Genomic DNA, 20736 nt, shown 5'->3' on the forward strand with positions numbered 1-20736 from the left:
ACTGAATTCTACACCGAAGTCAGCCAGTGAACCTCGCCATGCCGGTCAATCAGTGCAGCTTGTGTGGGCGCCAGTTTATTGCCCTTGTTCAGGGTGAGGTCAACTAAACCCACGTATTCAAGCACTTGCTGGGTATAGCCTTCCAAATTGCCTGCATTTACTGCCCATTTGTAGTCCAGCACCAGAAAACGGTCGGACAACTCAAGCACCCGGTCAGCCCGAAGCGACCGCCCATCGCCCAGCACCCATTCCAGTTCATTGAACACACGGTTGTTGCTGACCACAGCACCTTGCAACCAGGGCTGCAAGTCAGCCTTATCCACCAGCAAACGGCAGGCTTGCTCCAAATGCAGCAATTCATCGTCCCGCAGGGGTCGAAACACCGCCTCGCAGCGCACCAACACCCGCGCCCACCAGGTGTCGAAAGGCACATCAAACAGCTCGTCAACCCATTCAAGCGCAGCATGCCAGGCTGTGCCTTTTCGCAATTCGGGCGTGGTAATACGAGGCACCACCTTGCCCACAGGCGCATTCAATGCTTTCAGTACCGGAAACTGCGGGCGTACCCACACGGCGGGGGGATCGAACAGCCCAGCCAATTCAATTTGGGCGGGCCCTTGCCTGGCTTCATCGGATGCATTTATTGCACTTTCAAAAGTTGGCCAAGTGTTGTGCACTAGCGAGGCAAAAGGCAGCAAGCGTTCATACCAGCCCTTGTTGGCCCCACGCTTTTCACTGCCACTTAAGTGAATGGAATACCGGGCGCGGGTTAGCGCCACATACAGCAAGTGGTCTTCCTCATCGGCATAAGCTTGTTGCTCAATGGTTTGAGCAGATGCACGGCCTGGGCTGGGGTTGCTCAAATTGCCCATCACTGTGACTGAGTTGGGGTGCGATTCACCCAAAGCCCAATCGATCAGCAAACCCGCATTGCTGCCACCGGGTTTGGGCGACGAGTTTGCATCGAACAGCCACACGTGGTTTGCCTCCAAACCCTTGGCGGAATGCACGGTCATGATGCGCAAGACATCCGGGTTGTTGGCTGCGCCTTCGCTGTCGGAGCTGGCATAGGTTTGCAGTTTCACAGCCTCATCCAAAGCGTGCTGCAGGCTTGGAAAACGACCCTTGTTCAAACCCAGTGCCCAAGCTTTTAACCAATCCCAGTGCTCAGCCATCATGACCCGCTGGCGCGGTGACGCTGAATTCAAATATTTTTCAGAGGCCTTGGTATCGGTAACAACTTTGGACAGGGTTTCAAACAGCGGCAAGGCGCACGCCATGCGCAGCCATTCCGACAATTGCGCATGCAAGTTCGCCCATGGTCTCTCATGTTGCCTGGCCAAGGCCTCCAGCGTACTCCACACGGTGTTGGCCCCAGTGGTGGTCCGGGTTGTTTTACCCGCTTGAATCAGCGCCTGAAATTGCGGTGAAGAAAGCCCAATGAGGGGGCAACGCAACAATTGCAGCAGGTGCAAATTGGCATGTGGGTCATTCAGAAAACCCAGTAGTGCAATGGTGTCACCCCATACCTGCGAGGTGTAACGCTCGCCTTTGTCTTTGATGGTGTAAGCCAAACCGGCTTCACGCAGAGCAGCCATGAGGGGCACGCCACTTTTGTGGGCGCGCACCAGCACCATCACTTCACTCAAATTCTGGATGCTGCCATTGGCCAGCCACTGTTGCAGAGTGTGCACCACACGCTGCGCTTCATCGGGGCCTTCCTCTTCTTTGAGCAGTTTGGGATAAACATTCAAGCCACTCAGCGTAGATTCACTTTTTCCAGCCAAACTGGTGTGCGTGCGAAAGGCAGTTTGCCCCCGCGTTTGCCCCGGCTCGAACACGGTGTTGACCACATCAACCACAGACTGCGCACAACGCCGTGTTGAATCCGATTCCAAAGTTTTGGCTGCGAAGTTTTCCACAAGCCAGGTGCGCGCGTGATTGAACAAGCGCGCTTCGGCCCGTCGAAAACGGTAAATTGATTGTTTCGGGTCGCCCACCAAAAACACGCTGGGCTTGTCATCACCACTGTAGTCTTGCAACCAAAGTTTCAAGATATTCCATTGCACCGGGTTGGTGTCTTGAAATTCATCCACCAACAAATGACGCACGCGCGTGTCCAGTTTTTGCTGCATGTAAGCGCGCTGTTCATCATTCATCAACATGCGCAATGCCGTGGCTTCAAGGTCATCGAAATCGCACAAACCCTGCTCAAGCTTGATTGATTTGTACGTGTCAAACAAGGGCTCAATCAATTGCGCCAAAGCAGCTGTGGCCCGCATGTCGAGCTGGTCTTTTTCAAGTTGCAAGGCCTGTGCTGTTTGCAGGGCCAAGCCCTCCAAGGTTTGCACATAGTCTGTTTCATCCACCGCTGTTTTCTGGCCCGCAGTGATCTTGAAAAAGTTTTTGCTCGGTTCATTTTTTGCGGTCAAACAAACCGCTTTCAGCTGCTCAAAAACATCCCCTGCATCGCCACCTTCCCGCAATGCAGTCAGTGCCTTTTCAATTTCCACAGCATGGCCCTGTTGCTTCGCCGTGCCCAAGGCCAGCCAGCGTGCAGCTTGTTGCCATTGCTCCAGATAATGCTTGTTGTTCAACACTTCAACAGGCCATTGTTCGCCTTCATCAATGCCAAACACCAAGTTCAACGGTGGCGCTTCGCTGTTGTGCAACCACAGGCTGCAAGCCACGCGATTGGTCAACGCATGCTGCAACACCTGGCGCACCACGGCACGGTCCATTTGTGAGGCCAGCGTGTCAAAGGCTGGCAGCAATTCCGATTGATCGTTCAGCAAATTGGCTGTGAACACATCAATGGCCATGTCCATCCAGAACCCGGTTTGATCGGTGGGTTCGCTTTGCCTTGAAAAGCCACTGGCCAAGGGTGCCATTTGGCACAAAGACGCGAACCAGCCATGGAACGTGTCGATGGTCACCCCCCGTGAATTGGTCAGCACCTCGCCCGCAAGCGCACGCGCCTTGCTCAGGTTGGTCTCATTGGCCACGGCACCGCGTTCGGTCAACAAAGCGCTCAGCTTGTCGTCACTCAACAAGGCACATTCACGCAACAAACCAAACAGGCGTTCCTGCATTTCTTGCGCGGCTTTGCGTGTGAAGGTAATCGCCAAAATTTGATCAGGCCTTGCACCACTTAAAAGCAAACGAAACAGGCGTGCGGTGAGCAACCAGGTTTTGCCACTGCCTGCGCAAGCCTCCACAACAACGCTGTTGGCCGGGTTGCAGGCAATCGATGTGAAGTCGTTGGGCGACTTGTTGGTGGGCGAATCAGTCATCGTCGCCCTCCTCGCCGTTCATTCCTTCGTGAAAAGCAGGGTGGGTTTCGGGCCTGCACACGCCACGCACGGCGCAGTATTCACAGGCGTCACCTGGGTTGGCTTGCCACACCGCCTTGCCTTCAAAAAACGAATTCAGTTCACTGACCAGTTCACTGAGCAACACCTCCCCCCAGGACTGAAAACCCTGTTCACGGTACTCATCGCTCAAGGGCGGAAAACTCACCCAATCCACTTTGTCTTTGTGCAAGCCCAGGAAATCAAGTTGCGCACCCGGGCTGTTCAACATGGCCTGATAGGCGGGCAATTGAGGCTGGCTCAAAGGGTCGGCCAGTCTTTTTTTCAACACGGCAGGGTTGGTAAATTTAATGTCTGAAATCGCCAGTGCGCCACCCCGGGTATCCAACCTGTCCACGCGGCCTTTCAATGCAAGCGAGGCTCCGCTGGGTTGCAATACAAGTGTGTGTTCAACCTGCTGCTCTGCACCCTTGAACTGCCACCCCTGAATTTGACGTTCCATCAATTTACCGGCCAGGCGCGGCACAATTTGATCAAAAAACTTCAGGAAGGGGTAAACAGTTGCGCGATCGTCCAACTCTAGCGTGTTCCACACAAGCTGGGCCTGGTCCAGCAGTGTTTGTTTCCACGCTTGCAACTGATTCACGGGCTGGCCAGGCAAGGCCATGTGCTGTGCTGTTTTTTCCAGCACCTTGTGCACAAACACACCGCGCAATTGCTCATAACGCATGGCACCCTCATCACGCTGAGGTGGCCAGGGCAAAGCGTGTTTCAAGCCAAACCGAAGGCGACATGCCTTCCAGTCGTCCAGCGCTGTCACTCTTAAAGAATCGGGCATTGAACCCGAATTGCTCAAGGCGGTCAGTTGCAAGGCCTGCTCGGGTGCCTCGCGCACTTCGATTTCAAGACTGGAAGGCGTGTGGTGCCACAAGCTGGCCCAATGTTGGGTGTGGCTTTCGGAATCCCGCAACACAATGTCCAGCCACATCAATTCAGGCAACAACATTTCGGGTTTGCCTGCCACCTGTGCGCTGTGTACCAAGGTCACCTCATTGCTGTGCAACAGCAACTCGTACAACGCAGATATTTTTTGAATGCGAGCCAGGCGCGGGCCGGGAAAACCCAATTCCTGCGCCACAGCAGGTGGCAACAAACCGGGTGGGCTTTCCTGAAAATGGGACTGTGCACAACCCAACACCAACACACGCTTGAATTGCAGCATGCGCGTACTGAGTAAGGGCACCATGCGCACAGGGCTTTCAATGTCCAACGGCCGAAAACGTTGCGATTCAGCCCAACTGCGCCAAGCTGCCAAAAATTCGTGTGAATCAAATTCGGTTTGCGCAGGCACCTGCCGCATCAAACCCAGCACGGTGAGCAACTGCTGCCCCGCTTCGTCAGGCTGCAAGGCCATGTCCAGATCATATTTTTCAAACAGAGCCATGAAAGCGCCTGCCCACTGCGCCAGCGTGTAACGGTTCCCTGTTTTACCGAAAGCCCAAGGCTCCAGGTGTTCAAGCGGCAAGCCGGTAAAGGGCTGAGCAATGGCAGTAAGCTGGCCCTGCTCTACAAACTGTTGCAACAGGTGGTCAAACCAGCCCGCCACATTCGATGTGGACAAACGCCACCCGGTGCGGTCATCTACCAACACACCCACTTCAGCCAGCAGCCCCACCATACGGCGCGCAGCCAAGCGATCAAGTACCGCCACAGCAATTTCGCTGACCGGGTCTTCTCGCAACCATTCCAGAATTTGGTGTGCGGCCTGCTGGGCCTGCGTGGTTTCGTCGGGCGCCACCTGCAACACCAAGGGGCTGGGCTGGGTGTTAAAACGCTTCGCGCCCAATTGTTGCCAGGGTTGTGGCCCCTCAATGGCAGGAAGCCTGAACACCTGCAACGGCACCTCGGGGTAAAACAGATCAAGCCAAAGGCCTGGCACAGTTTCGCCATCATCAAACCACACCACCTGCACGGGCGGACTGCCCTTGGGTTTGGCTGGCTTGGGCAACAGGTCCATGAGTTCAGCTGCATAGGTTTGGGCCAAAGTGGCCACCACTTGAGCCTCTTCAGCAGCAAAAGTGTTGTTCTCACAATACTGGGCCAGCGCACTTGTGTTGCGTTTTTGCACCAAAACCTGTCGCAAAGCCAACTCCAGGTATTCCTGGGCCAAACCCCACAATTGCGAGGGCGATGAACCACCGCCCAACAAAGGCAATTGCCGCAACACACCCACCAAATCGGCTTGCAAGGCCAACCAGGGGCCCATGGCGGCTGGCTGGCTTAAACGGTCCGCTGTTTGAACCCAAGGCCCTAGCGTGGCAAGGCCCGCGTGGTGCTGCGCCCAATGCCGCTTAAAGCTGCCCACGGTTTCTATGCGGGGCATCACCCACAACACCTGGCGGGCATCCAGCCCCGATCGGCTTAGCCAGTCAAATGCCGCCGCAAATGGGGTGGCTAGAAAAGGATCGATAGAAACAGGTTGTTGGGTCAAAACGTGTAAAGGCTAATGTATGTTGTTAAGTCGATTAAAACGTGCGTGGGTTTGTGTTTCAGTTCAATTTCGCTGTACCATTCAGAATAGCATTTTCTTAAATGAAGAACTTTCATGGTCTGCGCGTGTGCTTTAATCACCCGGACACGCTTTGTGAATACCCTCCAAAGCAATTACCCACTTGAGGATTTAAATGAGCAGTGACCTGATCAAACACGTCAGTGACGCATCTTTCGACAGCGATGTTTTGAAAACCGACGGCCCTGTGCTGGTGGATTACTGGGCTGAATGGTGTGGTCCTTGCAAAATGATTGCGCCGATTCTTGATGACTTGTCCTCTGAATACAACGGCAAGCTGCAAATCGCCAAGATGAACGTGGACGAGAATTCTGAAACGCCTGCCAAGTATGGCATTCGCGGCATTCCAACCTTGATGTTGTTCAAGAACGGTGCCGTAGTGGCCACGAAAGTGGGCGCGTTGTCCAAATCACAGCTGGCCGCCTTTATCGACAGCCACCTGTAATACAATATTGATTGAGTCGCCCGGCACGTGCCGGGCATCGAACCCCCTCACTGCAGTACAACCCCCACCCTTTGTTAACCTGTTTACCTCGCGGCGTTCGCCACCTACACAAATAGCCAAACATGTATCTATCTGAACTAAAAACGCAACACGTCTCTGCCCTGCTTGAAGTGGCTGGTGGCCTTGAAATTGAAAACGCCAACCGCATGCGCAAACAGGAATTGATGTTCGCAATCCTGAAGAAACGCGCCAAAAACGGTGAGCAAATTTTTGGTGATGGTGTGCTCGAAGTGCTGCCTGATGGCTTTGGCTTCCTGCGCTCACCAGAAACCTCGTACCTGGCCAGCCCGGACGACATTTACATTTCTCCCAGCCAGATTCGCCGCTTTAACCTGCACACGGGTGACAGCATCGAAGGTGAAGTACGCACCCCCAAAGACGGTGAACGTTACTTTGCGCTGGTGAAAGTAGACAAGGTGAACGGCGAAGCGCCTGAAGCCAGCAAACACAAAATTCTGTTTGAAAACCTGACACCGCTGCACCCGAACCAGCCTTTGAAGCTGGAACGCGACATGCGCGGCGAAGAAAACAACACTGGCCGTATCATCGACCTGGTGGCACCCATTGGTAAAGGCCAGCGTGGTTTGCTGGTGGCCCCACCGAAATCGGGTAAAACCGTGATGCTGCAACACATTGCACACGCGATTACCGCCAATCACCCCGACATCACCTTGATTGTGTTGCTGATCGATGAACGCCCCGAAGAAGTCACGGAAATGATGCGCTCAGTGCGCGGTGAAGTGATTGCCTCCACATTCGATGAACCCGCAACCCGCCACGTGCAAGTTGCAGAAATGGTGATTGAAAAGGCCAAGCGCCTGGTTGAGCACAAACGCGACGTGGTCATTCTGCTGGATTCGATTACCCGTTTGGCTCGAGCGTACAACACGGTTGTGCCGTCTTCTGGCAAAGTGCTGACCGGTGGTGTAGACGCCAATGCCCTGCATCGCCCCAAGCGATTCTTCGGTGCCGCCCGTAACATTGAAGAAGGTGGATCGCTCACCATTATCGCAACTGCACTGGTAGACACCGGCAGCCGCATGGATGAAGTGATTTACGAAGAATTCAAGGGCACCGGCAACATGGAAATTCACATGGAACGCCGCATGGCGGAAAAGCGTGTGTACCCTGCCATCAACATCAACCGTTCTTCAACACGTCGCGAAGAGTTGTTGATCAAACCCGATTTGCTGCAAAAGATTTGGGTGCTGCGCCGCTTGCTGCACGACATGGACGAAATTGCTGCGATGGAATTCCTGATGGACAAGATCCGCCAGACCAAGAACAACGCAGAGTTTTTCGAGATGATGAAGAAGTAATTCAAGTCATCTTTTCTGACCAAAGCCCATGCTGCAGTTGCACCGTGGGCTTTTTTAATTGCACAATCAGTCAACAACCCACCTAGGAGCGCCCCAATGAATCGCGTTTTTTCCCTGCTCACACTCATGTTTGCGCTGCTACTCAGCGGCTGCGGGTATAACACCATTCAAACCACGGACGAACAGGTCAAAGCCGCTTGGGCCGAGGTGTTAAACCAGTACCAGCGCCGGGCCGACCTGGTGCCCAATTTGGTGAATGTGGTGAAGGCCGAAGCCAATTTTGAGCAGGAAACACTGACGCAGGTGGTTGAAGCGCGCTCAAAAGCAACGTCGATTCAAGCCACTCCGGAACTGATCAACGACCCGGAAGCCTTCAACAAATTTCAGCAGGCGCAAAGTGAGCTGAGTGGTGCTTTGTCGCGGCTGTTGTTGATTACCGAGAACTACCCCAATCTGAAAGCCAATCAAGGTTTTCGTGATTTGCAAACGCAGCTTGAGGGCACAGAAAACCGAATTACCGTGGCGCGCAACCGCTACATTAAATCGGTTCAGGAGTACAACGTGACAGTGCGTTCATTTCCCAACAACCTGACCGCGATGGTGATGGGCTACGAAGTGAAGCCCAGCTTCACGGTTGAAAACGAAGCCGCTATTTCCAAACCACCCACCGTGGACTTTGGCACCAAGTGATGCACACCATGTGCAATTCAATTGCCCGGTTTTGGCGAAGTAAGCTGCTGGCGATGGTGCTGCTGATTCCAGTGCCTGGCGTGTTGTCGGCTCAAGACGTACCTGTGCCCCCCTTGAATGCCCAAGTGGTCGACACAACGGGCACGCTAAGCCCGGAACAGAGAACTGCACTGATTCAAAAATTGCAGACATTTGAAGCCACCAAAGGCAGCCAGATTGCTGTGTTGCTGGTGCCAAGCACCCAGCCAGAAACCATTGAGCAATATGCATTGCGTGTGGCCGAGAATTGGAAAATTGGCCGCAAAAATGTGGACGATGGCGCAATTTTGGTGGTGGCCCTGCAGGACCGTACACTGCGCATCGAAGTGGGCTATGGCCTTGAAGGTGCGCTTACCGACATTACCTCCAAACGAATTATTGAAGAGATTATTGTGCCGCAGTTTCGCCAGGGCGATTTTGCTGGTGGGGTGGCAGCCGGTGTGGACCAAATGATCAAGGTAATTGAAGGCGAACCCCTGCCAGAGCCGGTTGCGCAGCAAACAGCAAACAACTCAAGCACCATTGAAGACATTGCACCTGTGCTGTTCATGCTCTCGCTTTTCGTGGGCGGGTTTCTGCGCAAAACCATCGGCAAATTGCCCGCAGCATTGGCCACTGGCGGTTTGGTGTTCGTGGTGGCTTGGTTGTTCGCTGGCGCCGTGGTTTTTGCCGTGCTTGCTGCTGTAGTGGCTGCGCTGCTCACCCTGTTTGGCAATTCGGTGGGTGGCATGGGTGGCGGCCGTGGTGGCTTCGGTCGCGGTGGCGGCGGTTTTGGCGGAGGTGGCGGCTTCAGTGGTGGAGGCGGCGGTTTTGGAGGCGGTGGCGCTTCGGGTAGGTGGTAACCATGAATTTCAAACGTGTAGTAAAACACCTGATAACCACCGAGCGCGATGTGCGGAAAACATTCTCGCCCGCACACCTGCAACATATCGCGCAGGCCATAAGCGCCAGCGAAAGCCAGCATTCCGGTGAAATTCGATTCGCGGTGGAAAGCGCGCTCGAACTACACCCCCTGTTGCAGGCGCAAACGCCCCGTCAACGCGCCATTGAGGTATTCAGTGAATTGCATGTGTGGGACACCGAGCTCAACAACGGAGTGCTCATTTATGTGCTGCTGGCGGACCATGCCATCGAAATTGTGGCAGACCGGGGTATTCACGCCAAGGTTGGCAACGCTTACTGGGAAGTGCTATGCCACCAAATTGAGCAGTCGTTTGCCCAAGGACAATTCGAGGCTGGGGTGATGAACAGTATTGATGCGGTCAGCACAAAATTGATTGAGCACTTTCCGCACAGTGGGGGCGGCAAGAATGAACTTCCCGACACCCCGGTGGTGATTGGCTAAACCAGAAGCGCCGGCTTACATGGCCTGAATCGGGCAACTCTTGGGCACTGTGTAGCCCTCGGGCAAACTGCACTCAGAGGCTTTGCCATCGATTGAGCAACGCACCTTTTTCAGCAGACGCAAGGCACAACCATCGTACACGCCATCTTTACTCAAGCTGATTCGGGCTTCACGCATCATGGTGGTGTATTCCACCTTGTCTGCATCCGTCATTTTCAGCCAGGCTTTGTCTGGAATTTGTCGGTCGATTTTTTTAACTGCTTCCAAGGCCTTGGGCATTTCCTTCGCGACAAAAGCCCGCAATTTCTGGCCTGAACCCGGCTGAAACTTCGACTTTCGCAAAATGATTTGATAAGTGACCATGGCCACAGGCAACTGAATAATTGCGCCACGCCTGCCCAGGCCCTTGTAAAGCTCAAGAGGTGAGTAGGCAATCGAAGGGGCCACGATAATATCCACAGCGCCGTTGTTGAACATGGAACCGTAATTGGATACGTCCGCAGCAATCGGTTGTGCGCCAACCTGCTCAATCAGCCTGCGCTGCGATTCATCGTGCGACAAAGCCGCAACCCGCTTGCCCGCAGCCTTGGCCAGTGAATTGATTTCGCGATCGCGTACAAACACATAAGCTGTGCCGAAGGGCAATACACCACCCACCTCAAAGTCACTTTGCTGCATCACACTTTGCAATTGCGGGCTGCCCATCGACTTCAGGGCCAGCAGCACTGCATCGTAGTTGGGCAAGCCACCAATCGCATCCAGGCTGCCGGTAAAGCTGTTGTATTTTCGGGTTCGAATGCCAGTGGCCACCAGGCCATCGCACACACCAATTTCAAAGTCTTTGGCGGCAACCGATTCATTGGTGTACACCACAGGTTTAAAGCCGTAGCCGTTTTTTCGGCCCTCAAGGGCATATTCCTGAGCCAAATTAAAAATTGGTCCTTTGGCACCAAGTAAGTCGAATACACAAATATCAGGCTCTTTTCCGCTCACTGTTTGAGCGCGCGCCGTACTCTGGAAACCCAGAAAAACCAACATCATCAAACTGAAAACAGCCGCAATTCGCAGGCTGTTTTTTACACACGGATTCATCATCTTTTTCCTGCCTGCAAGGCGCGAAGCGTGATGATTTGGGTGAGATTAACCAAAGTTTTGGTCATCATCCGGTTCCAGATCAAATCAACTACCGCCGCCTTGAATACGAGTCGCTTGGGCCCAATGCCCAAGCCGGGTTTTAAATAAAACAGGTAGCGCCAGGTCACCAAGGTACCATCGCCATCCCGCTCAAATTCAAAGGAACCTTTTGCGTGATCAAGCCAATTCAACAGGGGTTGGCTAAAGCCCGTACCCTTGTATACAAACTGGCGATTTGGCACAAAGGCCAACACTTCTTCATCAATAACAGCACCGCCCTTGAATGTAATTCGCTGAATATCGCCCACTTCATTGAACGATTTGCCCTGAATCATTTCTATACGAGTAATCGGCGCTATGAGTGCGTCACTGTGAATGTATTCATCCGCCTTTAAACGGGTGTACAAGGCAAAGCAATCGGCCAGAGGCACAGGGATTCGGCATGAACGCTGGATCATCAAGGGTGCTTGGGTCACAATGAGTCCTCTTTTAGTTGTTGGGTACTGCGCATGATCACACGTTTTTTTCCGATTCTTACGAAACTTAAAGCCCTGAAAACTCATGGTCGCATGCTGTGGCACGCTTTCCGGCATGCAGACACGCCCAAATGGATCAAGGGCTTCATGTTGGCTGTGGTGGTTTATCTGTTTAGCCCCATCGACCTGATCCCCGACTTCCTCGTGCTGTTTGGCATTACCGACGATTTGGTCGTGATTAGCGCCGCCATGTGGTTTTTAGGCAAAGTTGTTCCGGAAAAGGTCAAAAACAGTCTGCCCATGGACCAGGCAGGCAGCCAAGCAACCTCGATAGACAACACACAGCAAGTTCAAAAAAACACGGTCAAAGCGCCCACTGCATTGCCTGCTACACCCACAAAAACAAGCCCTCTCAAGCCTTTCGGAATTGTTTTGCTCGTGGGGCTGCTGATTGCCGCTTTGGCAAGTCACCCATGGATACATGCCCAATTTCAAAGCATTGGAGCATTTTTTTGAGTGTGGAAGTAACAGTTTTACTCTAGAAAAACAAAAAGCCCGGTGATTTCTCACCGGGCTTTCAAGCTTCTCAAGCCCTGCCTTTCAGTGAAGGCAGTGGTTATTGTTGAACAGTCAATCAGTGACCAGTTGCCATGCCAGCACCACGCGGGGTACGTACATCTTCAACCAAGTGCTGAATGTGCTCTGGGGGTGGTGCTGTTACCTTGCTGACCAGATAGGCCACAACAAAGTTACAAATCGCGCCTACCGTACCGAAAGCTTCAGGCGTGATGCCGAAGAAGCCGTTGGCACCGCCAACCAAGTGCAGGTACTCAGTACCGTTGATGAACAAAATACCCTTGTGTGCAAACACGTAGAACAGGGTTACTGCCAAGCCTGTCAACATACCCACGATTGCGCCTGTGGAGTTCATGGTCTTGGAGAAAATACCCATCATGATTACCGGGAACAAGCTTGATGCTGCAATACCGAAGGCCAAGGCCACAGTACCCGCCGCGAAGCCTGGCGGGTTCAAGCCCAGATAACCGGCCAGAACAATCGCACCCGCCATGGAAATTTTACCGGCCAGCAGTTCGTTCTTTTCAGAAATATTGGGATTGAACACACCCTTGATCAAGTCATGCGAAACCGCAGACGAAATCGCCAGCAGCAAACCTGCCGCAGTCGACAGCGCAGCAGCCAAACCACCGGCAGCCACCAAGGCAATTACCCAGTTGGGCAGCAATGCAATTTCAGGGTTGGCCAACACCATGATGTCGGCATTCACTGTCATTTCATTGCCTTTCCAGCCTGCAGCTTCCGCTTTGGCCAAGAACTCGGGGTTCTTGCTTGCATCGTTGTAGTACTGAATACGACCATCGCCATTCTTGTCTTCAAACTTGAGCAAGCCAGTGGTTTCCCAACGACCCATCCAGTCAGGCTTCTTGTCGTTTTCCAAAGCTGCGTCAGCTGCGAACAAGTCGCCACCAGTGGCCACATTGGAATTCACCGTGGCATGCAGGTTGTAACGGGCCATTGCGCCAACAGCAGGTGCCGTGGTGTACAAAATTGCAATGAACACCAGTGCCCAACCGGCAGATGAACGCGCATCAGCCACTGTGGGTACAGTGAAGAAGCGAATAATAACGTGGGGCAGGCCCGCGGTACCAATCATCAAACTAACGGTGTAGAAGAAGGTGTTCAGGTAGCTACCACCAGCAGGTGTTGTGGTGTATTGGCTAAAGCCTAGGTCAGTCACAACCTTGTCCAGGGTGGCCAGCATGGGTTGGCCATTGGCCAGCATGTCGGAACCCAAGCCCAACTGCGGCAAAGGATTGCCTGTCAGGTTCAAGGAAATGAAGATTGCGGGGATGGTGTAAGCGAAAATCAACACGATGTACTGTGCAATTTGCGTGTAGGTAATGCCCTTCATGCCGCCAAACACAGCGTACATGAACACAATACCCATACCCACATAAATACCCACTTCAGCAGACACGCCCAGGAATCGGGAGAACGCCACACCCACGCCTGTCATCTGGCCGATTACATAAGTAATGGAAGCAACCAGCAAACAGATCACAGCCACTGTACGTGCTGTATTGGAGTAGTAACGGTCACCGATAAACTGGGGCACCGTGAACTTGCCGAACTTGCGCAGGTACGGAGCCAGCAACATGGCCAGCAACACATAACCACCGGTCCAACCCATCAGGAATACGGAACCACCGTAGCCCATGTTGGCAATCAGACCCGCCATTGAAATAAACGATGCGGCTGACATCCAGTCTGCCGCAGTCGCCATGCCGTTGGCCACGGGGTGAACGCCACCGCCAGCCACATAAAATTCACCCGTGCTTCCAGCACGAGCCCAAAACGCAATACCGAGGTACAGCGCAAAACTCAAACCCACGATAACGTAGGTGATTGTTTGCAAATCCATTGGCAATCTCCTTAGTTTTCGTGGACGTCGTGTTCGCGGTCGATCTGACCCATTTTCTTCGCATAGTAGAAAATGAGGATAATGAACATGTAAATAGAACCTTGTTGGGCAAACCAGAAGCCCAGTGGGTAACCACCGATGCTGAATTGATTCAGTTGCTCAACAAACAGAATACCGGCGCCGTAAGAAACCAAAAACCACACAATCATGATCTTGGTCAACAGGCCGAGTGTCGCTTTCCAGTAGGCTTCACCGCCCTTTGGGTTGCTCATCGCTTGTCTCCTTTTTTAAGGTTGTTGTTAACCGCAGACACGGAATACGAGGTCACATCCCTCCCGAGCCTAGGCTTGCGGATGAGTATCAAAGCGAAAACTTACGCCAAACTGAAAGCCCGTCAGATAGGCCATTAAACCCCTCCCCCAGCATTACCCCCTACCCAAACGTGCGATTCCCAAAGCTGGAAAAACCGCAAACTGGCCGGTGATTACCTGTTTTATCAAGTGATTGAGCCGGACAAGGCCACACACAATGGTATTTACCCCAATCAAGCCAACTCATTCTGATTAACAAGGCGACCCATGACACCCAATATCGAGCAACCTGGCAAGCACCGCACCCACTTGTTCAACGCGCTGGCGAAAAGCCAGGCCTGCATTGAATTCGACTTGAACGGCAATGTGCTGTATGCCAACGAGAACTTTTTGAATGTTTTCGGCTACTCGGAGGAGGATGTGCTGGGCAAGCACCACAGCCTTTTTTGCACAGCAAGTACCGCGGAGTCGGACGAATACCGGCTGTTCTGGAGCAAATTGCGCGAAGGCGAGTTTCAAAGTGGTGAGTTTTTGCGACTGGATTCGCAAGGTCAAGAGGTGTATATCCAGGCGAGCTACAACCCGGTTCGGGATGATGACGGCAATTTGATCTCGGTCATCAAGATTGCATCGAACATAACCGATGCAAAAAGCAAGTCACTTGAAAATGAAGGCAAAGTGGCTGCGATCGACAAAACCCAAGCCGTGATTGAATTTGACACCGCCGGCCGTATTTTGGCGGCCAACGACAACTTCCTGAACGCCATGGGCTATCGCCTGCAAGAAATTGTGGGGCAACACCACCGCCAGTTTTGTGAAAAAAACTATGCGGAATCGGAGGAGTACAGCAACTTCTGGAAAGACCTTGCGGCTGGCGAGTTCAAATCAGGCGAATTCATGCGCCTTAACCGGCATGGCCGCCCCGTGTGGCTACAGGCCACTTACACGCCAATTTTGGGTGTAAATGGCAAGCCAGTGAAAGTAGTTAAATTTGCCAGCGACATTACTGCTGCAAAAACCAAGGCGATTGAAGACGATGGCAAGGTTAACGCCATGAACCGCTCGCAAGGCATCATCGAGTTTGATCTGGGTGGGCATATTTTGCACGCCAACGAGAACTTCCTCTCCCTGACAGGCTATTCATTAAGCGACATTGTGGGTCAGCACCACAGCATGTTTGTGGACAAGGAAGAGGCCAGCAGCGGTGCTTACCGGGCTTTCTGGCGAAAGCTGGGCCAAGGCGAGTATGACTCTGGTGAATACCTGCGCGTGGGCAACCATGGCAAGCGGATCTGGATACAGGCCAGCTACAACCCGATTCTTGACCTGGAAGGCAACCCGGTGAAGGTCATCAAGTTTTGTAGCGATATCACGCAGTCCAAATTGCACGCCATTGAAACCCAGGCACGCATGGATTCAGTGTCCAACACCAGTTGCATTCTGCAGTTCAATGCGGAAGGGAAAATTCTGAACAGCAATGAACTGATGCAAAAATCGCTGGGGTACAGCCAGGCGGACCTGGCTGACAAGTCCGAAAGCTTTTTGATGTTCGATGAAGAACGCAACGACAGCAATCACTTCAAGATCTGGAATGATTTGCGTGAAGGCAAAAACCTGGCAGGTGAATTCCGCTACAAGGGCGTGGGTGGCAAAGAAATTTGGCTTTCAGGCACACGCAGCCCGGTAATAGGCCTTGAAGGGCAACTGATCAAAGTGGTGTTGATGTTGCAAGACATCACCGAATCCAAACTTTCCCGACTGGATGCCGAAGGCAAACTGGGCGCGATTGACCGCTCGCAAGCAGTAATTGAATTTGACATGCAGGGCAAGGTACTTGCAGCCAACGGCAACTTTCTAAAACTGATGGAGTATTCAGCGGAAGAAATTATTGGTCGCCACCACCGCATGTTCGTGGATGCCGCATACGCAGCAACACCCCAATACCAGGCCTTTTGGGAAAGCCTGGGCCGTGGTCAGTTTGAATCGGGTGAATACAAACGCGTGGCCAAAGGTGGGCGGGAAGTGTGGATTCAAGCCACCTACAACCCCATTTATGATCCACGCGGCAACCTGGTCAAGGTGGTGAAATTTGCCAGCGATGTTACCCATAGCAAATTGAAAAATTCCGAATTCGAAGCCAAGGTTGAAGCCATTAACCTGGGGCAGGCCGTGATTGAGTTTGATCTGGACGGCCATGTGTTGAACGCCAACCGCAACTTCCTCAATGCCATGGGTTACACCTCGCGTGAAATTCAGGGACAACACCACAGCATTTTCTGTACGCTGGAATACACACAAAGCGAAGAATACCGCGACTTCTGGTTGAAGCTGAATGAAGGAAAATTTGTGAGCGGCCGTTTTCACCGCGTGGGCAAGTTCAACCGCGATGTATGGATTCAAGCCACCTACAACCCCATTCTGGACTTGAATGGCAATGTGGTTAAAGTGGTGAAATATGCCTACGATGTAACCAAAGAAGTGATGCTGGAACAGGGTATCAACAAGAAGTCGGGCGAAATGCGGGAACGTGTGTCCAAGCTGGTCGAAAGTATCACCGACATTTCCGGCAACTCCGCAGCCGCCACACAACTGGCAGAAAAAGGCGTGGAAGCAGCCCACCAGGGAAGCCGCGAATTGAAGCGATCCATCGCTGCAATCCATGCCATCCAGAACAGCTCGAGCAAAGTGTCGGAAATTGTGCGTGTTATTGGCGACATTGCCAACCAAACCAACTTGCTGGCATTCAATGCAGCCATTGAAGCAGCACGCGCCGGGCAACATGGCGTTGGGTTCTCGGTGGTAGCAGCCGAAGTACGCAAGCTGGCTGAAAGCAGTTCAAGCGCAGCACGCGAAATTGCAACACTGATTGAAGAATCGGTTGCGCAGGTTGAAGAAGGTGTTGAGGTGAGCCAAAACGCGGCCCAAAGCTTTGAAGGAATTTTGAGCAGTGTGACTGAAACAGGTGAAAGCGTGAAGCAAATTACCAGTTCGGCAGAACAGCAGCGCGACCTGGCCATTGCCGTGAACCGCCTGATCGAAGAGCTCACTGGTGGCATTGAAAAACACACGGGCAGCAAAACCGCATGAATGACCTAAGCCAATACGAACAGGGCTTTGGTTCATTTCGAATTGGTGAAATGACCTTGGCGCTGCCCATGAAATCGGTCAGGGAAGTGGTGCCATTTCACCCTTTGATGGCACTGCCCTGCCCACAGCCCTGGATCAAGGGTGGCTTGAATTTGCGCGGGGTGACCATTCCTGTGCTCGACCTGGAATGTTTGCTGAATCGGCCCGGACACCAGTACACGCCGGGCTGTATTTTGCTGATCGCCCATGAAAATCATTTGCTGGGCCTGATTGCCGACCAGGTCAAAGCCTTGTTCTTTGCGAACCCGGGTGCCATGCACATGGTCAGCTCAGCAGACGCCGTAGGCAGCATTTTTGCAGGCAGCCTGATGAACAGCGAATTGAACCAACTGGTTCAGGTGCTTTCAACACAAGCCTTGTTCGACCTGCCCGGGCTGCCCAAAGCCGAGGACCCGGAACCGCATCGCCAATCGCTTGAATTGCAAACTTCGAACGAAGACACCGCCCTGAACACCCGCACACCGCTGATGTTGATGCAAAGCATGTCGACCCTGTTTGCAGTGAACCCGAAGGACATTGAAACAACCGTGGTCAACCCTGTGCTGTTGCCCAGTGAATACGCAGGCGGGTTCTACAAGGGCAACCTGGATTACAGGGAGCAAACCATTCCGGCGATTGACCTGGCGAGTTATCTTGGCATTGGTACGTACAAGCAACTGCAACATGCTGCGCAGCAGGCCTTTGTCATACGAATCGATGGAAACCCGCTGGCCTTGCTGATCGATCGGGTTCTGGACATTGTTCATGTACCACTCAACTCAGTCATTCCACTGCCTGGCTTTGGCCTGCCCAAAGCAGCGCAACTTGAAGGTGCTCTGCCCTGCACCACGTTTCCAAAAGAGGACCCACATTCACAACGTGGCCCGCAATATTTTGTGTTGTCTTGCCAGCGAATCAGCGAAGACCAGGAGTTGATTGAACTGGCCTGCATTTTGGCCAAGGCCAGTGCAAGCGCACAACTGGATGCCAAAAACCAGCAAGGCAAAGCAACGCGTGGCCTGGACCGCTTGATGGTGTATCGATTGGGTGCCGAGTTTTCTACACCGATTGAGCAAGTGCGAGAGGTACTTCCCTATCGGGCAGACATTGAGATTTTTGAACGCGATAATTCCATGCTGGGCATGCTGACCCACCGCAATGAATCCATTCCGGTTTTTGACCTGGCGCAGTGGCTGGGTGCAGAACGCCAAAGCCTTGATCATGAATCCAGCATTTTGGTGGTGAATGCGCATGGCGCCAGCGTCGGCTTTGCCGTGACCTCACTGACCGCGATTGAAAATGCGCAGTGGGAGCCGAATGTACCCGTGTTGGGCGAGCAAAGGCAATTGCTGCACGGTCAGTTAAAAACCATGCAACGACTTGCACAAATTGGAGAAAACAAACAACAGCGCATGGTGGAGGTGATCGATTTGCAACAGCAAGTGCTGTTGATTCTCGATCAGTTTGGTTTGGCTGTACCTACTGCGATTGAGGCTGTTGCTGCACCTGTTGTTGACCCGCTAGGGCATTCTCAGCACGCAGCGCATTGAACTCTTTCACGAATTCATCGAAGCGGTCTTGCTCGATCGCTTCGCGCATTTCCCGCATCAATTCAAGGTAGTAATGCAGATTGTGCATGGTGTTCAACTGCGCACCCAAAATTTCTTTGCTGCGGTCCAGGTGGTGTAGGTACGCGCGTGAAAAATTTTTGCAGGTGTAGCAACTGCAGGTGGCATCAAGCGGGCTTTCATCGTTGCGAAATTTCGCGTTGCGAATTCGAATGTCGCCCGTGCGCGTGAACAGCCAGCCGTTGCGTGCATTGCGGGTTGGCATCACGCAGTCAAACATGTCAATGCCCTGCCCCACCGCATTCACCAGGTCTTCGGGAGTACCCACACCCATCAGATAGCGGGGCTTGTGTTGCGGCAACTTCGGCGCGGTGTGCGCCAAAATACGCTGCATGTCATCTTTGGGCTCACCCACTGACAGGCCACCAATGGCGTACCCGTCAAAACCGATTTCTTCCAGGCCCTGTAGTGAAATATCGCGCAGGTCTTCATACATGCCGCCCTGAACAATGCCAAACAAGCCATTGTTGTTACCCAGCGCATCGAAGGAGTCACGGGAACGGCGTGCCCAACGCATGGACATTTCCATGGACAGGCGTGCCTCAGTGTGCGTGGCTGGATAAGGCGTGCATTCGTCGAAAATCATGACGATGTCAGAATTCAGCACGGTTTGAATGCGCATGCTTTCCTCCGGGGTGAGGAACAACTTGTCGCCATTCACAGGGCTGCGAAAATGAACACCCTCTTCCTTGATTTTGCGCATGGCCCCCAGGCTGAACACCTGAAAGCCGCCTGAGTCGGTAAGAATCGGGCCTTTCCAGCCCATAAACTGGTGTAGACCACCGAATTTTTCCATGATGTCCAGGCCCGGGCGCATCCACAAATGAAAGGTGTTGCCCAGAATAATTTGCGCCTGGATCTCGGTGAGGTCGCGCGGCGTCATGCCCTTCACGGTGCCATAGGTGCCCACTGGCATGAAGATCGGGGTTTGGATAACGCCGTGTGCGGTTGTAATTTCACCGCGACGGGCTTTGCCCGAGGTGGTTTTGAGTTTGAAGGACAGTGCGCTCAAGAAAAATGCCTTTTTAGAATTGGCCGTATTTTAAATCATTTCAAGCACATGGGCCTGAAAACCACGTTTTGAGTGGCCATTCCAGCAATTCAAGCACTTGTTTGGCACAATGGAGCCATTCACAAAATTAGAAGTACCCCATGCAACAACACGCCAAACCCGAATTCATTCGCGCCGAGAAACGCGAAGGTGACGCCGAGCTGGACGCGCACATGTTTCGGCAAGCGCTGGCCCAGTTCGCCACTGGCATCACCATTATTACCACCAAGAATGCCGAGGGCAAATATGTGGGTGTGACAGCCAATTCCTTCAACTCGGTTTCTCTACACCCACCGTTGGTGCTGTGGAGTTTGTCGAAGAAAGCCAGCAGCCATGATGCATTCGCAGCGGCAACACACTATGGCGTCAGCGTGTTGTCTGCCGACCAGGAAGATCTGTCGCATCACTTCTCGACTTTCAAGGGTGATCGTTTTGCGGGCGTTGAGGTGATTGAGGGATTGGGTGGCGCGCCTTTGATTCCACATGCTTTGGCGCATTTTGAGTGCAAAGTGCGCAGCCGCTACGATGAGGGCGATCATTTCATCATGGTGGGCGAGGTGTTGCGCTGCGACTTCCGGGAAGGTGAGGCACTGGTGTATCGGTCGAGGAAGTACTTCCGGAACTGATCGGCGAGTATTCATTGCCCAATTGGCGAGGGTTTCAATCTCTCGCCTGCCTGTTAACTGCCCGATCGGCGTGGGTTCCGATCTCTTGGCGGTTATTAATCGCCCACTCGACTTGGGTTCCGATCTCTCGCCAGAAAACCTGTGATCCCTTGCTGAGCCTTGCGAT

Annotated in this window: 16 protein-coding genes; 9 read left to right on the forward strand and 7 right to left on the reverse strand. The window is 53.0% G+C overall.

Annotation, left to right across the window (positions count from 1 at the left end):
• Positions 1-8: 8 nt before the first annotated feature.
• Together B4C79_RS06010 and B4C79_RS06015 are read right to left on the reverse strand one after the other, a co-directional pair.
• The gene (locus tag B4C79_RS06010) at positions 9-3293 is read right to left on the reverse strand and encodes a UvrD-helicase domain-containing protein (RefSeq protein ID WP_291739449.1); all 3285 of its coding nucleotides are present in this window, start codon (positions 3291-3293) and stop codon (positions 9-11) included.
• The gene (locus B4C79_RS06015) at positions 3286-5802 is read right to left on the reverse strand and encodes a PD-(D/E)XK nuclease family protein (RefSeq protein ID WP_291739448.1); all 2517 of its coding nucleotides are present in this window, start codon (positions 5800-5802) and stop codon (positions 3286-3288) included. Before B4C79_RS06015 ends, B4C79_RS06010 begins: the two co-directional genes overlap by 8 nt.
• Before the next feature lie 193 nt (positions 5803-5995).
• Between B4C79_RS06015 and trxA the strand changes: the two genes are divergently transcribed.
• From trxA to B4C79_RS06040, 5 genes are all read left to right on the forward strand, one after another.
• Entirely contained in the window at positions 5996-6325 is a 330-nt protein-coding gene (gene trxA / locus B4C79_RS06020; protein ID WP_105028303.1) for a thioredoxin TrxA, read from the forward strand.
• Positions 6326-6447: 122 nt separating this feature from the next.
• On the forward strand, positions 6448-7704 hold the full coding sequence (gene rho, locus B4C79_RS06025; RefSeq protein ID WP_008250210.1) for a transcription termination factor Rho: 1257 nt from the start codon (positions 6448-6450) through the stop codon (positions 7702-7704).
• A 96-nt stretch (positions 7705-7800) separates the two neighbouring features.
• Positions 7801-8394 (forward strand): LemA family protein, encoded by a 594-nt coding sequence (locus B4C79_RS06030; protein ID WP_291739705.1) that lies wholly within the window; start codon positions 7801-7803, stop codon positions 8392-8394.
• Positions 8394-9275 carry a TPM domain-containing protein gene (locus tag B4C79_RS06035; protein ID WP_414673420.1) on the forward strand — a complete coding sequence of 294 codons (882 nt, stop codon included), beginning with the start codon at positions 8394-8396 and terminating at the stop codon, positions 9273-9275. Before B4C79_RS06030 ends, B4C79_RS06035 begins: the two co-directional genes overlap by 1 nt.
• A 2-nt stretch (positions 9276-9277) precedes the next feature.
• On the forward strand, positions 9278-9778 hold the full coding sequence (locus tag B4C79_RS06040) for a TPM domain-containing protein (RefSeq protein ID WP_291739709.1): 501 nt from the start codon (positions 9278-9280) through the stop codon (positions 9776-9778).
• Between the two features lie 15 nt (positions 9779-9793).
• On the opposite strand, the gene B4C79_RS06045 is transcribed toward B4C79_RS06040, so the two are convergent.
• Complete coding sequence (locus tag B4C79_RS06045) at positions 9794-10873, reverse strand: putative solute-binding protein (protein ID WP_291739711.1); 1080 nt, start codon at positions 10871-10873, stop codon at positions 9794-9796.
• Complete coding sequence (locus B4C79_RS06050) at positions 10870-11388, reverse strand: SRPBCC family protein (RefSeq protein WP_291739713.1); 519 nt, start codon at positions 11386-11388, stop codon at positions 10870-10872. The genes B4C79_RS06045 and B4C79_RS06050 overlap by 4 nt, the downstream gene beginning before the upstream one ends.
• Before the next feature lie 33 nt (positions 11389-11421).
• Between B4C79_RS06050 and B4C79_RS06055 the strand changes: the two genes are divergently transcribed.
• The gene (locus tag B4C79_RS06055) at positions 11422-11904 is read left to right on the forward strand and encodes a YkvA family protein (protein WP_171097784.1); all 483 of its coding nucleotides are present in this window, start codon (positions 11422-11424) and stop codon (positions 11902-11904) included.
• A gap of 118 nt (positions 11905-12022) precedes the next feature.
• Here B4C79_RS06055 and B4C79_RS06060 read toward each other — a convergent pair whose 3' ends face one another.
• Positions 12023-13828: a sodium:solute symporter family protein gene (locus tag B4C79_RS06060; RefSeq protein WP_291752230.1), complete on the reverse strand. Its 1806-nt coding sequence runs from the start codon at positions 13826-13828 to the stop codon at positions 12023-12025.
• An 11-nt stretch (positions 13829-13839) separates the two neighbouring features.
• On the reverse strand, positions 13840-14100 hold the full coding sequence (locus tag B4C79_RS06065) for a DUF4212 domain-containing protein (RefSeq protein WP_105028294.1): 261 nt from the start codon (positions 14098-14100) through the stop codon (positions 13840-13842).
• Positions 14101-14406: 306 nt separating this feature from the next.
• Between B4C79_RS06065 and B4C79_RS06070 the strand changes: the two genes are divergently transcribed.
• Positions 14407-17226: a methyl-accepting chemotaxis protein gene (locus B4C79_RS06070; RefSeq protein WP_291741020.1), complete on the forward strand. Its 2820-nt coding sequence runs from the start codon at positions 14407-14409 to the stop codon at positions 17224-17226.
• Positions 17223-18815 carry a chemotaxis protein CheW gene (locus B4C79_RS06075; RefSeq protein ID WP_291741018.1) on the forward strand — a complete coding sequence of 531 codons (1593 nt, stop codon included), beginning with the start codon at positions 17223-17225 and terminating at the stop codon, positions 18813-18815. The genes B4C79_RS06070 and B4C79_RS06075 overlap by 4 nt, the downstream gene beginning before the upstream one ends.
• Here B4C79_RS06075 and tgt read toward each other — a convergent pair.
• Entirely contained in the window at positions 18745-19905 is a 1161-nt protein-coding gene (gene tgt, locus B4C79_RS06080) for a tRNA guanosine(34) transglycosylase Tgt (RefSeq protein ID WP_171097775.1), read from the reverse strand. The genes B4C79_RS06075 and tgt overlap by 71 nt on opposite strands.
• A gap of 140 nt (positions 19906-20045) precedes the next feature.
• On the opposite strand from tgt, the gene B4C79_RS06085 reads away from it, so the two are divergent.
• Entirely contained in the window at positions 20046-20570 is a 525-nt protein-coding gene (locus tag B4C79_RS06085) for a flavin reductase family protein (protein WP_291741016.1), read from the forward strand.
• Positions 20571-20736: the final 166 nt, after the last annotated feature.

The sequence above is a fragment of the Limnobacter sp. UBA7229 genome (genome assembly GCF_002473065.1).
In the GTDB taxonomy this organism is placed as follows: domain Bacteria; phylum Pseudomonadota; class Gammaproteobacteria; order Burkholderiales; family Burkholderiaceae_B; genus Limnobacter; species Limnobacter profundi.

Excerpts from the sequence above, each read along its gene's own strand:
- B4C79_RS06045 (WP_291739711.1), bottom strand. The coding sequence starts at position 10,873 with ATGATGAATCCGTGTGTAAAAAACAGCCTGCGAATTGCGGCTGTTTTC.
- B4C79_RS06010 (WP_291739449.1), bottom strand. The coding sequence starts at position 3,293 with ATGACTGATTCGCCCACCAACAAGTCGCCCAACGACTTCACATCGATT.
- B4C79_RS06030 (WP_291739705.1), top strand. The coding sequence starts at position 7,801 with ATGAATCGCGTTTTTTCCCTGCTCACACTCATGTTTGCGCTGCTACTC.
- B4C79_RS06040 (WP_291739709.1), top strand. The coding sequence starts at position 9,278 with ATGAATTTCAAACGTGTAGTAAAACACCTGATAACCACCGAGCGCGAT.
- B4C79_RS06085 (WP_291741016.1), top strand. The coding sequence starts at position 20,046 with ATGCAACAACACGCCAAACCCGAATTCATTCGCGCCGAGAAACGCGAA.
- B4C79_RS06070 (WP_291741020.1), top strand. The coding sequence starts at position 14,407 with ATGACACCCAATATCGAGCAACCTGGCAAGCACCGCACCCACTTGTTC.
- B4C79_RS06065 (WP_105028294.1), bottom strand. The coding sequence starts at position 14,100 with ATGAGCAACCCAAAGGGCGGTGAAGCCTACTGGAAAGCGACACTCGGC.
- rho (WP_008250210.1), top strand. The coding sequence starts at position 6,448 with ATGTATCTATCTGAACTAAAAACGCAACACGTCTCTGCCCTGCTTGAA.
- trxA (WP_105028303.1), top strand. The coding sequence starts at position 5,996 with ATGAGCAGTGACCTGATCAAACACGTCAGTGACGCATCTTTCGACAGC.
- B4C79_RS06060 (WP_291752230.1), bottom strand. The coding sequence starts at position 13,828 with ATGGATTTGCAAACAATCACCTACGTTATCGTGGGTTTGAGTTTTGCG.
- B4C79_RS06035 (WP_414673420.1), top strand. The coding sequence starts at position 8,394 with ATGCACACCATGTGCAATTCAATTGCCCGGTTTTGGCGAAGTAAGCTG.
- B4C79_RS06075 (WP_291741018.1), top strand. The coding sequence starts at position 17,223 with ATGAATGACCTAAGCCAATACGAACAGGGCTTTGGTTCATTTCGAATT.
- B4C79_RS06055 (WP_171097784.1), top strand. The coding sequence starts at position 11,422 with ATGATCACACGTTTTTTTCCGATTCTTACGAAACTTAAAGCCCTGAAA.